The 14338-nt window shown below is 46.8% G+C and carries 13 protein-coding genes and 2 riboswitches; all 13 genes read right to left on the bottom strand.

Annotated elements, in window-relative coordinates; genetic code table 11:
- Positions 1-9: 9 nt before the first annotated feature.
- Positions 10-152: riboswitch (cyclic di-AMP (ydaO/yuaA leader) on the bottom strand.
- 32 nt (positions 153-184) lie between these two features.
- Positions 185-1777 carry a cobyric acid synthase gene (locus tag IEW05_RS03295; RefSeq protein WP_229753245.1) on the bottom strand — a complete coding sequence of 531 codons (1593 nt, stop codon included), beginning with the start codon at positions 1775-1777 and terminating at the stop codon, positions 185-187.
- Between the two features lie 15 nt (positions 1778-1792).
- On the bottom strand, positions 1793-2599 hold the full coding sequence (gene cobS, locus IEW05_RS03290; protein ID WP_188535795.1) for an adenosylcobinamide-GDP ribazoletransferase: 807 nt from the start codon (positions 2597-2599) through the stop codon (positions 1793-1795).
- On the bottom strand, positions 2596-3171 hold the full coding sequence (gene cobU, locus IEW05_RS03285) for a bifunctional adenosylcobinamide kinase/adenosylcobinamide-phosphate guanylyltransferase (RefSeq protein WP_188535793.1): 576 nt from the start codon (positions 3169-3171) through the stop codon (positions 2596-2598). Before cobU ends, cobS begins: the two co-directional genes overlap by 4 nt.
- Positions 3168-4259 carry a nicotinate-nucleotide--dimethylbenzimidazole phosphoribosyltransferase gene (gene cobT, locus IEW05_RS03280; protein ID WP_188535791.1) on the bottom strand — a complete coding sequence of 364 codons (1092 nt, stop codon included), beginning with the start codon at positions 4257-4259 and terminating at the stop codon, positions 3168-3170. Before cobT ends, cobU begins: the two co-directional genes overlap by 4 nt.
- Positions 4260-4275: 16 nt before the next feature.
- The gene (locus IEW05_RS03275; protein WP_188535789.1) at positions 4276-5097 is read right to left on the bottom strand and encodes an ABC transporter ATP-binding protein; all 822 of its coding nucleotides are present in this window, start codon (positions 5095-5097) and stop codon (positions 4276-4278) included.
- Positions 5094-6140 (bottom strand): FecCD family ABC transporter permease, encoded by a 1047-nt coding sequence (locus tag IEW05_RS03270; RefSeq protein ID WP_188535787.1) that lies wholly within the window; start codon positions 6138-6140, stop codon positions 5094-5096. Before IEW05_RS03270 ends, IEW05_RS03275 begins: the two co-directional genes overlap by 4 nt.
- Entirely contained in the window at positions 6137-7138 is a 1002-nt protein-coding gene (locus IEW05_RS03265) for a cobalamin-binding protein (protein ID WP_188535785.1), read from the bottom strand. Before IEW05_RS03265 ends, IEW05_RS03270 begins: the two co-directional genes overlap by 4 nt.
- Before the next feature lie 202 nt (positions 7139-7340).
- Positions 7341-7549, bottom strand: a riboswitch (cobalamin riboswitch).
- 100 nt (positions 7550-7649) lie between these two features.
- Complete coding sequence (locus tag IEW05_RS03260; protein ID WP_188535783.1) at positions 7650-9206, bottom strand: methyl-accepting chemotaxis protein; 1557 nt, start codon at positions 9204-9206, stop codon at positions 7650-7652.
- A 452-nt stretch (positions 9207-9658) separates the two neighbouring features.
- A complete protein-coding gene (locus tag IEW05_RS03255; protein WP_188535781.1) occupies positions 9659-10546 on the bottom strand; it encodes a TRM11 family SAM-dependent methyltransferase in 888 nt (295 codons plus the stop codon).
- A gap of 128 nt (positions 10547-10674) precedes the next feature.
- Positions 10675-11280, bottom strand: coding sequence for a histidine phosphatase family protein (locus IEW05_RS03250; RefSeq protein WP_229753244.1), 606 nt, complete (start codon positions 11278-11280; stop codon positions 10675-10677).
- 135 nt (positions 11281-11415) lie between these two features.
- On the bottom strand, positions 11416-12384 hold the full coding sequence (cbiB, locus tag IEW05_RS03245; protein ID WP_188535777.1) for an adenosylcobinamide-phosphate synthase CbiB: 969 nt from the start codon (positions 12382-12384) through the stop codon (positions 11416-11418).
- Positions 12384-13112, bottom strand: a complete 729-nt coding sequence (locus tag IEW05_RS03240) for an adenosylcobinamide amidohydrolase (RefSeq protein ID WP_188535774.1) — start codon at positions 13110-13112, stop codon at positions 12384-12386. The genes cbiB and IEW05_RS03240 overlap by 1 nt, the downstream gene beginning before the upstream one ends.
- Positions 13109-14203, bottom strand: a complete 1095-nt coding sequence (locus IEW05_RS03235; RefSeq protein ID WP_188535772.1) for a pyridoxal phosphate-dependent aminotransferase — start codon at positions 14201-14203, stop codon at positions 13109-13111. Before IEW05_RS03235 ends, IEW05_RS03240 begins: the two co-directional genes overlap by 4 nt.
- Positions 14204-14338: the final 135 nt, after the last annotated feature.

Below are 14338 nucleotides of genomic sequence, written 5' to 3'. Positions count from 1 at the left end.
CAAAGCTGATTGTGACCCATACACTGCAAACGAGGTTAGCTGACGGGCTCGGGAGTTATGGTTCCCTACGTTCAATGAATCTACGATTCGCCCCAAAAAGTGGTTCCCCCGCTTTTCGACTTTACCAATCGAAAATTAAGCGTACTTTTATGCTATACCATATTCTACCTATTGTCAAAGTCTGCTACCGAACCAACTGAGCTATTTCATATACAAGGTCCATATTCAAATGCTCGCGAACATGATCAGCTAGACGATCATAAGCTGCTTCCTTCCGTACCGCGGCTGAAAATGTCTCTTCCAAAGGTGCCAGTCCCTTGGACATCCGTACGCCATTAAGCCAGGATCTACGCCAAACATCGCTGGAGAATAAACCGTGCAGATACGTTCCAAATACTCTACCATCCAAGCGTCCTGCTCCTTCGAACAATTTCTCTCCGCTAGTTCGCGTGATGCTAAATAAATGGACCACATCTGAACCGAGGTCCCAGCTCGTGTCACCTGCATGGATTTCGTACCCTTCCACTGGAACGCTCTTGCCAGGTGGATACAACATAATAGGTTGATTATCTACGGTTACACCGTGGACGCGAATCGTCGTTTTGTCAGAACGAAAGACCGTCGAAACCGGAAGCCATCCAAGTCCTTTCGCCTCCTTGGAACTTCCAGACTCAATCCCTTCCGGATCAGATAGCCAATTACCCAGCATTTGATAGCCTCCGCAAATGCCAACCAGTTGTGTATGCGAAGATGAGTTGATAACTCCTTCAATCGCCGCATCCAGCCCTTGATCTCGCAAGAAGGACAAATCTCCAATCGTATCCTTTGTCCCCGGCAATATAATGATGTCTGGTGTTCCGAGATCAGACGCCCTGTCCACGTAACGAAGAGAGACATCACCTTCTACAGCAAGGCAATCAAAGTCAGTGAAATTAGAAATGCGCGGATAACGAATAACGACAATTTCCAGCTCTCGTTCTGCTTGTACTTTTAGATGCTGTGAATCAAGAATAACCGAATCCTCGGCCTCAATCTCCAAATCCGGTATATAAGGTAGCACACCAAGTACAGGAATACCTGTCTTCTGCTCCAACCAATCAAGTCCAGGCTGTAGTAGCGAAAGATCTCCTCTAAATTTATTAATAATGAACCCCTTAACCCGCGCTTTTTCCTCTGGCTCTAACAACTCAAGCGTGCCAACAAGAAAAGCAAACACTCCTCCACGATCAATATCAGCGACGAGAATTACCGGTGCATCCGCCCAACCGGCCAAATTCATATTCACAATATCTCGATGCTTCAGATTAATCTCTGCAGGACTGCCTGCGCCTTCCATAACGATAATGTCATAGTTTTCTCGCAGTCTTTTTAACGCATCCATTACTAAGGGCTTTGCTTGAGGCAAGAAATCCTCCCGATAACTTACTGCGCTGAGATGTTGGTACGGTTTGCCATGAACAACAATCTGAGAATGCATATCTCCTGTCGGTTTGATCAGAACCGGATTCATATCCGTTGTCGCTGAAATACCACAGGCCTCAGCTTGAATTCCCTGGGCACGACCAATCTCAAGTCCATCTGGGGTAACGTAGGAATTCAGAGCCATATTTTGCGATTTAAATGGAGCTGTTCTTAACCCATCCTGTTTGAAAATACGGCAAAGTGCCGTGACAATAACACTTTTACCGACATCTGATGCCGTCCCCTGAACCATCAAGACTGCACCTAACTCAATTGAATTGTCATCATCAGACATCCATTTCGTCTTCTCTGTCATGTTGCTTTACCTCCATCAACGAAATATCAGAACGGCCAGAAGGAGTAGCACAACCTCTAGACCTTCATTCAACGCACCGTAAGTATCACCAGTCAAGCCACCTAGTCTGGCGTTCATTACTCTGGCCACTAAAGTCCCAACCCCAAAGATTACTAGTGGATGCAGAGCGAAATACAAAACCAACGGCATCCAAGTAACCCCGCTCCAATCCGTGGAGGAGGCAAGAAATATACCTGTTGCAGACAATGTTAACGCGAGTAGTGCGGACAAAATCGTATCCTTAGAGCTTACACCATGAAATCGTACCGCCAGTCCTTCACCATTCCTAGCCATCGGCCATGAACGCATCGCCCACCCCATAAACCATCGGCTCCATACCGGTGCAGTCAATAACGCCGCTCCCGATGGAAGAGTTCCTAGTTCCAGTAACGAACTAATCAACGACACTTTAAGCATGAGCAATAATACACACGCCAGCACACCCATCGCTCCAACGCGGCTATCCTTCATAATCTCCAGCATTTTCTCACGTGAACGATAACTTAATAGAGCATCAGCAGAATCCATCCATCCGTCCAAATGTAATCCACCGGTTATCCAAACCCACAGAATTAACGTAATAACTGCCGCAGGTAGGGTGGGTAATGCCCAGCTAGAGAGCGTTGCCCCCGCCCATACAGCTAGTCCGATTACCGATCCTACTAATGGATAATATTTAACGCTTCGCCGCAACAGTTCCGGACTGAAATCCAGTTCCGCCTTAATAGGTATCCTTGATAAAAATTGAAAAGCAGCCAATATAGGCCGGCTTCTATCACTCATAGAATGTACTCCCTACTCTTCAACTCAATTGGAATCCCTGCAGTCACTAGAAATACCTGATCAGAGATCCGGGCGATCATACGATTCAAAATACCAGCCAAATCACGATACATTCGGCCTAGTGGATATTCCGGAACAATTCCGCTACCAACTTCGTTCGTAACCAAAATAATCGTACCCGGGTATGCCGTAACTGCTGTCTCCAGCTGGTGAATTTGTTCCATCACACGAGCTTCAGCATCAGGCTCATCCACGACAGCTAACAGAACATTGGATAACCACAGTGTTAGGCAGTCAACAAGGACAAGCGGAGCCTCTCCTATGAGATTTCCACCGATTATAGCATTAGGAGAAGTTAACCGTTCAGCAAGCTGCAGCGGCTCTTCTAGAGTCGTCCACTGAAACGCTGTCCCTTCTCTTTGTTCCCTATGCAAAGCAATCCGCTGCTCCATTTCTTGATCAAATGCCTGAGCTGTAGCTATATATACCGCCGATTCCGCATACTTCATACACAATCGTTCAGCGAATGAGCTCTTTCCGCTTCGAGCCCCTCCTGTAACCAAGACAATCATAATTGTTCGCTCTCTACTTCTGTTGCTTCCTGCCCTGAAGATATTCCTGCACTCTCAAATGTGGCCATCTCGGACATTATGCGACAAGCAGCATCAATAAGATGAAGTGCTAGAACTCCCCCTGTTCCTTCCCCTAACCGCATGTCAAGTTGCAGCATAGGATCTAAGCCCAACTCCTTCAGCAAAAGACCATGCCCTTGTTCATGAGAAATGTGGGAAGCAATCATATAATAAGTTGACTCTGGTGAGAACCGCTGTGCCAATAATGCAGCTGCACTAGAAATAAACCCATCAATTACGACCGGACAACCATGTGCCGCAGCGGCTAAGATTACACCTGTTAATCCGGCAATTTCAAGTCCGCCAACCTTGGATAACACATCAAGCGGATCTAACGCATTCGGAATGTTACACTCTATTGCACGTTCTACAACCAACGCTTTATGTTGAAGTACTTCATCACTAATTCCTGTACCTCGTCCAACACTCTCCAATGGAGGAATACCGATTAAAGCACTCAATACAGCAGCACTAGCCGTTGTATTTCCTATGCCCATTTCCCCAGTTACAAATAGTCTTACTCCGCGGGCAAAAGCCTCATTCACGATATTGGCACCTATTAATAGTGCCGCCTCTGCTTCTTTCCGGCTCATGGCTGGGCCTTTAGCCATATTCGCTGTACCCATACGGACCTTACGATCAATAAGATCAGGATGATTCATTTCAGCGTTTACCCCTATATCAACGCACAATACTTCTGCACCAGCTTGTCTAGATAGTACATTTACCGCCGCGCCACCAGACAGAAAATTCATCACCATCTGTGGTGTGACTTCAGCCGGAAAAGCACTTATTCCTTCCTCACAAACTCCATGATCTGCTGCCATAACAACGACCGAACGATGAGGGAAAGATGGTCGCTCCATCCCTGTAATCCCAGCAAGTTTAATTGCTAAGGTCTCCAGCTTCCCAAGGCTACCCGGTGGCTTAGTCAACTGATCCAAATGATCTGCAGCAGCAGTAGCCGCTGTGATGTCCAGCGCTTTAATGTCATTCACAATTTGAGAAATTGATATAAATGGGTTCATATCATAATTTCCTCCTTCATTCATTTACTATTGACCTCTTCTCCGTCTTGAGCAACAACTGAGGCGCTCCAACGTCCGGATGGTTTATAACATGTGTCTTCACTTCGAAGACCTTTTCCATCGTTTCAGACGACATAATTTCATCAGGAGTTCCTTCAGCTACGATGTTCCCTTCTTGCAGTACCAGTAAGCGATCGCAGAAAAGTGCAGCCAGATTAAGATCATGCATGACTGCAATTACCGTCAACCCTTCCTCCCTTTGCCAACTAGAAACGAGCTCCATAAAGCGCATCTGATAGCGGATATCGAGATATGTTGTTGGTTCGTCTAATAGAACAACTTCCGGTTGCTGAGCCATCACCTTACCAAGCGCAACACGTTGTCGTTGTCCACCACTCAGCACGCTTAGTGGACGATTGCCAAGCTCCTTGAGTTCAAGCTTCTCCATAATTTCTTCGAGAAGTTGTTCTGCGTTCTCATCCGTCTCTTTTCCACGCCAATCCTGAAACGGAAATCTTCCCATCTGGATCACATCACGAACTGGAAATGGAACAGATGGCAATCCATCCTGCTGTAATACCGCAAGCCTACGTGAAAGCTCCTTGCGCCCATAAGAAGTCAGAGCTTTCCCACCAAAACTTATCTCTCCACGATCTGGTTGCTCTACGCCAGAAATTAAATTTAACAAGGTTGTCTTACCACTACCATTAGGTCCGATAATCCCCCAGAATTGACCTGGCTTAACACTCCAATTCACGTTCTGCAGTACTGGAGTACGCTTAAACGATTTGACGATCCCCTTAACATCGATGATATTCAATTCGCTTGAGTTCGTCATGACATTTCTGCCTCCCTCTGCTTCTTCTTCCGATATAACAAATACGCAAAGAAAGGAGCGCCAACAAACGCTGTGACAATACCTAAAGGAATCTCAGTTGGTGCTAGTAGCGAACGTGCAGCTAAATCACTCCACATCATAAATATACCACCGCCAAGCGCGGAGAGTGGAATAATAATACGATAATCCGGTCCTACTATAAGCCGAAGCATATGGGGAACTACAAGACCAACAAATCCGATAACGCCTGATACAGATACAGCTGCGGCCGTCATCAAAGTAGCTACAAGTAACACGATGAGTTTGGTTCGTTCCACATGAAGTCCAGAATGGGCCGCATGACGCTCGCCCAAAGCTAACAAATTTAGCGATCTGGCACGACTCCATAGGAACAATGCCCCTAGTGCTAAATACGGCAAAAGGATGGTCGTATATGACCATCCGCGAAGGCTTAGACTCCCCATCGTCCAGTATAAAATTTCATTTACCGTCTTTTTCGACATAGCCGTTAGAAAAGATACAATCGCTCCGAGGAACGATTGCATTACAACACCTGATAAAATAAGCCCTTCAATTGGAATTTTCCCATTCTCTCTCGCCAGCCACATGACAATCCAGAGTGTCAATGCACCTGCGACAAACGCTATGACTGGTAAGGTAAACACACCGATTAAAGAGAACTGCCATCCGAAGAAAATCAAGGTTGCCGCCCCAACGGCTGAACCCGAAGATACCCCAAGGGTAAACGGGTCAGCAAGTGGATTACGAAGCACTCCCTGAAAGGCGGCTCCCGCTACTGCAAGCGACGCTCCAACTAAGAGACCTAGTAATACACGGGGCAGTCGCACCTGCATAATGATTTGTTCCGATGTCACATCCCAATCCCTAGTTATGAGTTGGTCCATCCAGGGTAGTCGATGCAATAAAATTCGGAGTATCTCGCCTAGCGGTAGAGATACGGAACCAAAGCCTATACAGATCAGTAACGTGACGCCGAGAAGGATCAGGCCAATTGTCCCATATCCCGCCAGCTTTTTACTCATTTATTCATCAATTCCGGATAAATCGCTTTTGCCATTTCAATCAAACCTTGAGTCACACGAGGACCCGGACGACTGAGCAAATTATCATTAAGACCCACGATGCGATCTTCCTTAATAGCTGTGATTTGGTCCCATCCACTGCGGCCCTTAATAATATCTGCCAATGTTTTGTTGTTCTCGTCAACCACACTGCTTGCGTATAGAATCACATCTGGATTCGCCTTAATAATATTTTCTTCATTAATTTCATTCCAGCCTGTCATGTCAGAAGCAATGTTCTCTCCGCCGGCCAATGTAATCATTTCATCCATGAATTCGCCTTTACCCACTGTCCAGCCTGGGGAGAATTCAATATAGACTTTACTACGTTGCTCAGGTGTAAGTGATTTGACCGCTTCAACTACTTGGTCGCGTTCCTTCTCCATTTGGGAGACTACCTCTTCCCCTTGAGCTTGATGATCCGTAATTTGAGCTACTGCCCGAATATTCGCTATTACTCCATCTAAAGTTTTAGCGTCAGATTGATATACCTTGATACCCAAATCGGTAAGGCTCTTCACCGTTGCTTCATCCACTAAATTACCTGACAGCACCAAATCTGGCTTAGCCGCCACAACTGCCTCAACATTAACCTGCCATCCACCCATTCTAGGCTTATCCTTTACAGCATCAGGATAATCATCATTATCAGATACCCCAACAACCTGATCATCTAAACCGAGTGCAAACAATCCTTCTGTCTCCGATGGTGCAAGTGATACGATCTTCTGTGGTGCCGACTCAAACGTTAATTCAGTTCCTTTGGCATCCTTAACCGTCAACGGATAAGTCGTTTTAAGTTCATCCTGCGTAGGTGCCGGAGTTGTTGTATTCTGTCCCTGCTCTACCTCGTTAGTTGGTTTGTTATTATTCGCTGCGTTATTGGTACCGCACCCTGCAACTACTGCTAACATTAATGCAAGCAGCCAAATTCCCCATATTTTTCTCATGTTCTTCATTTCGCTCTTCATCCCCTTAAAATTTATTTCTCTGTAGTACGAGTGAAGTTCCTTTGTTGAACACCTGACAAATCATCATACAAGAAAAACCCAATCCGCAAGGAATTGGGTTACGTCTACAAGGTCATACCGTCGACACCGTAAAATAAACCGGGTCCAGCATGAATCATCTTAGCAGAACGTTATCCTTTCCTCGAAGGACCGTCTATGACACCCGTGGGCAGGTCTCCTGACTTACAGGTTGAATGACTTAGCTCTCCTTCCCATCATCCTTCATGGATAACAGTGGCATAAATGAGCTTCGTCCCTGTTTTACAGTGGCGGGACCGTACCGGATTTGCACCGGCTTCCCTTTTAACCTAAAGTCTGCGACAAGCCGCTTTCTTCAGGACCTACGGGTATTTATTGGTTCGTGTGTCTTTAAAGGCTTTCTTCTCTATTGGATTATAGGGGAAAAGCAGAAAAGTTACAATACGAGCCTAGTTTAACTCAGCTATAATCTAAACACTAATTATATGTTGCTCCTAGCAGCGACATTACCTACTGCTAAGTCCGCTCCCAGCACGCCAATCACCACACCATTACTTGAAATGGGTACAGAGATAGTTACACAACGGCGCTTCGTGATCGCCGAAATGTATACTTCAGACACGACAGATTCACCCGCTAACGCTCTCTTGAACCAGTCTCTACCTCTAGCGTTTAATAGCCCAGCTTCCGGGATAGATATAACAAATGATCCATCTCTGCGATTGGTCCATGCGGCCTCTATGATGTTCTCTCTTCCTAACAAATTTGTAAGCTCAGTGCGATGAATAGATTCTTCCATTCCTTGAAATACAGGTTGCTTCGCTGCCTGAATTAACTTGAGTATGTAAGCATGCCCTAGTTCAACCACATCACTTATCCCATCCATGAAATCCTCACTTGAATCGCGTACACTGTCCAGAGATGACATCAATTCTGCAGAAGCCTTTTGAAGCCCCCCAGCTACAGCCTGTAAGCCCACGGTATGTCGTCTTTGCGATTCCATTCGGACCAAAGCACCTTCAACATGCGTAATATTGTGATTAAGAGCTTCATGCACCTCTGCCATCATGCTTTCCATATTACGTGTTAACTCCGCCTGCTCCCTACTTCGCCATCCTGTATCTGCAACAAGTCCATCTACTGTGGCTACTTCTTCAGTAATATTGCGGATATCTTCCCCCATCTTTCTCATAAACGAAATGCCTTGCATCGCGGACTCTCTCCCCACATGAAGCGATCCCTTTACTTTCTCTACATCTTCCTCAATTCGCTTAAACAATGGAGCTGAATTTCCAATCGCTAACGTGGTTTGTTGGGCAAGCTGGCGCATCCGTGAAGCAACCACATCAAAACCTTTTCCCTGATCACCAAAACGTGCAGCTTCTATGGAAGCATTCAAGGCAAGTAGCGATACCTCACCAGCGATCCCCTCCATGTCTTGGTATAGTGCACCAAGCTTACGGGTGTTCTGTTCCAAATCTACCATAGGCCTCTCTATAGAATTCTGGGAATCGGCAATTGAATGAATGGTTCCATCAGCAGTCTTTAGCGCCTCTGCCATCCGAGAAGCTTCGGCCCTCGTCTTCTCACTTCTTGCATGGAGTGTATTGGCTACATCTTGAATTTGAGCGGCTGAAGCTGCTACTTCCTCCATCGCGGCCAGACTTTCTTGCACCTGTTCTAAAGAACGCTCACTGCTTCGCTTGAGCTTCATATCCTCCAAAGAAGCCTTATCAGCAAGGCTTTGTAATTGTTCAATACTCCCATTCACTTCACCGACAGCCGCCTGAAGCCGATCTGCCGCCACTAACGACTCATTGGCTATGACGTTCCAGTTCGTCTCCTCTACGTTATCATGCTTATTCCCAGTAGATTTGTGCTGTGTCAACCATGCTAATGCCTGGCATACTAAGGTTAATAGACTTAGTATAACGAGATACCAAGCTCCTCCTTGTAATAACACACCTATAACTAGGAAAAGAGACGCCCCTGCTCCAAAAACCAGGGTGTTTCGACCATTCGAGCGGAGTTGATTCATCTCCACCACTCCTTTATGTAAGTTTATCTAACATTATAAAGCGGAAGTTAGTAATTATAAAGAAAAATATGTAACTTTTTTGCTGTTTTTTATTAAAAAGCGATTTGAATCAGGAGATATATAACATCACACGTCATATATTGCGAATTAATCCTCGTCCCCCATATAATTAGGTGTATAAACTGCAACTATTTCAACACAAATACCCCTTTTTGCTTATTTAGTTGTACTAACTGCATCTAAAATAAGGAGAATCCCTTGTGAACTCCAATTTAACTTCATTTAACTGTACAATCTGCAACTAATTACTCCATCTTGCGTTGAGTTTCAAATTTTAACTGTAGAAAATGCAACTATTCTCCACATAACCACCATTGCCTATTAAATTTACATAACTGGAATCCACTAAAAAAAAGCCAACCCCATTCGGTCGGCTGCATGACATTTGATTTTCAGTTCTGACATAACCACACATTACGGATAAAGGTTCCTTTTGTAATCGTACATTGATCTATAACACATAACCCCACCTGCTGAATATCCCTATCCAAAAGCTCAGATGATACAATCACAGACCTTGCACTGAAACGTCGAAGACTAGACAGCATCTGAATTCGTTCCGCAACCGATAGCACCGAACACAAGTTATAGGGCATGTCCAAAATAGCAGCATCATAAGATTGCTCCACTTCATTCATATCTCCAATACGAACCAGCGTTGCATCGTTGTAACCAAAATGCCGTAGGTTCATTCGTGCTCCCTTAATCGCAAGTGGATTAATGTCCATTCCAACCATATCTATCCCCATGGATAATGCCTCAATTAGCACATTTCCCATTCCACAGCAGGGATCAATCGCCTTGATACCTCTTGGCTGCGGCACAGCAATGTTGGCAAGTGCCCTTGCTACAGGAGTACTTAATCCTGTGGAATAATTTTGCGGTTTATCTTTATGTCTCAGCCAAACAGCCTCAGCTGCATGACATTGCCCAAAAATCCATCTTCCTCCACTGGATAATATGCCGTACGTCACGTCGGGTGATCGCATATCTGCTTTTCCTGTAATATTCATTCCAACGAGTCGCTCTACGTTTCGCTGCTCTTCGTAACTTATTTTATCTCCATGTTTGATATATAGAACCTTAAATGTAGCCTCACCTAAATCAAGTGATTTCACAGCCAATCGAATTTCATCCAGCGAATCACCGCTGAGCAATACATCGAGCCTCATAGAAATGAATGGGCTACGACTCGGATCAATTTTCACCTTGGTTTCGATATAGGAAAAAGCAGATTCAGACTCCAGACTCTTTTGTCCGAACAAAGCTCGTAACTCCATTTGACACAATTCTTGATCGTTTTCATGACTCGTATAGGTATAAATGTAGTTAGGTTCGTGTTCCAAAGCCAATCACATTCCAATCATCTCTGTTTTAATAATAATTTAATTGCATCCTAGTACTCTGGCTACAATCGTATCTGATGCCGTATTATTCCACCTAAAGGTGCCTTCGTATCCCAAAACCCCGTTCCTGGCTGAAGAATTGAAGACAACATAGAAATGACCCCACCGTGAGTTACGACGAGAATAACAGGGTTCTGTTGTTGCTCTTCAACTAGCTTGCGAGAGAGTAGCATAAGTTCACTATGTACACTCATAACCCGTTCGTGAAACCTACTCCATGATTCTCCACCAGGAGGCGTAACCTTGTATGGGTTATCAATCCAACTACGGTACAAGTGATCTTCCTTAAGCATGTCATAGGTCTGACCTTCCCATTGCCCAAAGTTCATTTCCCGCAGTCGATCATCTAGTATAGCTGTAGGACTTAAGTCAGGACGGACATAGGCGAGCGTCTCTTGGCATCGAATTAAATCGCTACAGTAAGTGGTAGAGAAAGAGACTCCTCGTATCTCTTGGCGTAGTGATTCTAGTCCAGCTGCTACACCAGAGAGCAAATGCTGATCGCTATGACCCTGATATCGCCGCTCAGCATTCCACGAGGTTAATCCGTGACGGACTAGCCACCATTCCACCGATAACTCGGCCTTATCCTGTCTATTCTGTGGCAACTGTGACACCTCTCCCCTCTGTACCGCTCTATCTAGTAATCCTCTACAACAACCGAAAAACAGGAGATCTAACACCATATCTATCAACGTTACTTACAGTGTCAAACCCTAATTATATCCTTATCCATAATTTCATTACACCCAAGCCAGACCGCCATTGATCCAGATCCAAATCAAGGTTCCTAACAGCACAAATCCACCCGACACTAGAAACATAAGTTTGGCTGTCCGTGGAATGTCATCTGGTTCGAGTTCGCGCTTCTTGTCACCCATATAGGCGCGGAAGGAAGTTACACCGTGATATGAATTTTCGCCACCAAGCCTTACACCAAGTGCCCCTGCTACAGCCGCTTCTGGATAGCCACTATTGGGACTAGGGTGACCTGAGGCATCGCGCCGAACAGCATTCCATGCCCCTTTTGAATCGAGCCTAAGACACCAAGAAGCTGCCAACAGCATTAGCGCCGTTAAGCGTGCAGGAATGTAATTAGCGATATCATCTAATCTGGCTGAAGCCCAGCCAAGATGAATATATTTATCATTCTTGTAGCCAACCATGGAATCCAGCGTATTTACCGCTCGATAAGCCATGGCCAGCGGGGCGCCGCCGATCAATGCGAAGAACAACGGCGACACCACCGCGTCGACGATGTTCTCCGCCACGGTCTCCACAGCGCCGCGGACGATGTCGGGCGATTGCAGATCCGCTGTGTCGCGGCCGACGATCATGGAGAGCGAGCGGCGCGCCGCCGGGAGATCTCCACGGCGCAGATGGCCGCACACTTCCATGCCAGCATCCCGCAGTCCTTTCGCGGCGATCGTCGTCGCGATGAGAGCGGCCTCAGCGGCGGCGGCCAGCCATGGATTGACCATGGCCAGCAGGCGCAGCGCGGCCCAGGTCAAGGCAAAACTGCCGCAGGCGACCAGCAGCGGCAGTGCGAGCCCCGCCATGCGGTAGCGGCGGGGCGGAACCAGGCGGCGAATCGCCGCCTCGATCGCGGTAATCGCCTTCCCCATCCCGACCACGGGATGAGGAAGCCACCGCGGATCACCAAGCAGCCGGTCCAGCGCATACGCGGCCGGCAAAATCCACCACGCCGCCATCACCCGCGCTCACCTGCTGCTACGCGCAGCGATTCGCTCACGGCGGCGTACACCAACCGCCCCACCGCGCCGCCGATATCCGTCGCGGTCCCGGCGTAAGCGTGAAGCAGCGGCCAATCGGCACGCTGACTCACGCCAAGCACGACCGCATCTGTCGTTGTGCCGGTCGCCACGAGCCCATTCTCGGCGTCCAACACGCCAAGATCGCTAAGTGCTGCCCCCTTTGCCTCCGTTGCCGTAATCACCGCGTTTACCATCGCGGCAGGCGTCATTCTCCCGTCTACGACTAGCATCAAATTAATCGTCCCCGGTGTCCACGAAGCTGAAAACGTCGTCCGCTTCACACCTGCCCGAGCACCGTTGGATACGCCTGCCGTTGCACAGCAGAATACCGCAAAATCACCCGTACGTTCTTCCGCCACTGCAGCATGCCGAAGCTGAACCGCCGTCAATAAACCGGCTGTCTCTTCTTGCGGATATTCCCATTGATTCAACAACTGTAAAATATCCCGCTCAGGATCATCGCAACGATAGAATCGATCTACATAGATGTTAACCATTCTTCGTAGCGGCCTCATTCCACCACCAAACACCGCACTTCCAAGCCCATCTAATGATATTGGTGCTTCTAGCAGTAAATGCCGCTCACCTTGCTTGAGCTGTAGTCCCGGCCAAATGATAGATTCATAAATATCTCCTGGTTTTCCATCTAAAAAAGGTGTTGTCACAATACCGTCCCTCCCAGCACGTGCCCCATTTCCAATAACAGCTTCCTATTATCCTCACTATTCTTAACGGCAATGCGAATGTCTCTATCGCCCAGACCTGGATACATCGCACAACTCCGTACTAATATACCCCTCAGGCCCAAAGCCTTCTGCATCCCCGCTGCGGTCCAGCCTAGCGGTAAGCGAACTAACAGAAAATTAGCTTCGCCCGGCCACGTCATGCAGCCAAGTCGATTCAAACCTTCCTGTAAAAACCCCCGTTGCTGGGTAACCAGTGCAATTGTCTTAGCCTCGTACTCCTCGCCCGCTGCCAAACAATGTTCACCTGCAATCAAAGCTAACAAATTCACACTCCAGCTCACCTGCTTATCGATCATCTCCGCAGCTAATGGAGGACTAGCGATCGCGTACCCAAGTCTCAGTCCAGGAATGGCATAAAATTTCGTCATGGAACGAATCAGAATCACATACTTATAGCGCTCAAGTTCAGGTAGAAGCGATTGACGTTCCGATGCTGGAATGAAGTCAATAAACGCCTCATCCAACACCACATAAGTTTTATAACGTTCCCCTGCATCGGCAAAGAAACGCAGCTCATCCAGCCCATATTGCACACCGTTCGGATTGTTCGGCTGTCCGATAAACACTAGATCACTATCTGCAATCAAACGCTCAATATCCTTGGGTTCAGCCTTAAATGCTCTCTCCTCTGTACCAAATACACTCCGCACTTTTGCACCCATTTGTCTGGACAGCGTAGCGTATTCAGAGAAACAAGGCTCAACAATCCCAACAATCTTTGGAGAAATTGCTAAGAGTGCCAATGCCATATTTTCAGCTGCGCCGTTCCCTGTAACGATGGACGCCTCTTGAACTTCATTTCGCTGTGCGAGCAGTGTAGTGAGCATTCGATGTCCCGGGTCAGGATAACGGATGATGCCAGGCAAAGCCTCCTTAAGTCTATCCAGCAATCCCGGTGGTGGCCCTAGTGGATTGATATTAGCACTAAAATCCGTAAACCCATTCGGCGCTATGCCGTATCTAAGGGATGCTGTCTCTACATCTCCCCCATGCCCATAAACCTCCAGCATCGTTTCAAACCTCTCTTCTCTCTTACTTACTATTCTAAATTCTCATTCCTGCCGATTAGAATCAATGCCCTCATTATGCCGTTTATTCTCTTCTTCCGTCAATCTCTCAATTTCATGTATATTTCCATAATTAGG

This window comes from Paenibacillus segetis (genome assembly GCF_014639155.1).
In the GTDB taxonomy this organism is placed as follows: domain Bacteria; phylum Bacillota; class Bacilli; order Paenibacillales; family Paenibacillaceae; genus Fontibacillus; species Fontibacillus segetis.
This window is presented reverse-complemented; position numbering and strand designations above follow the sequence as displayed.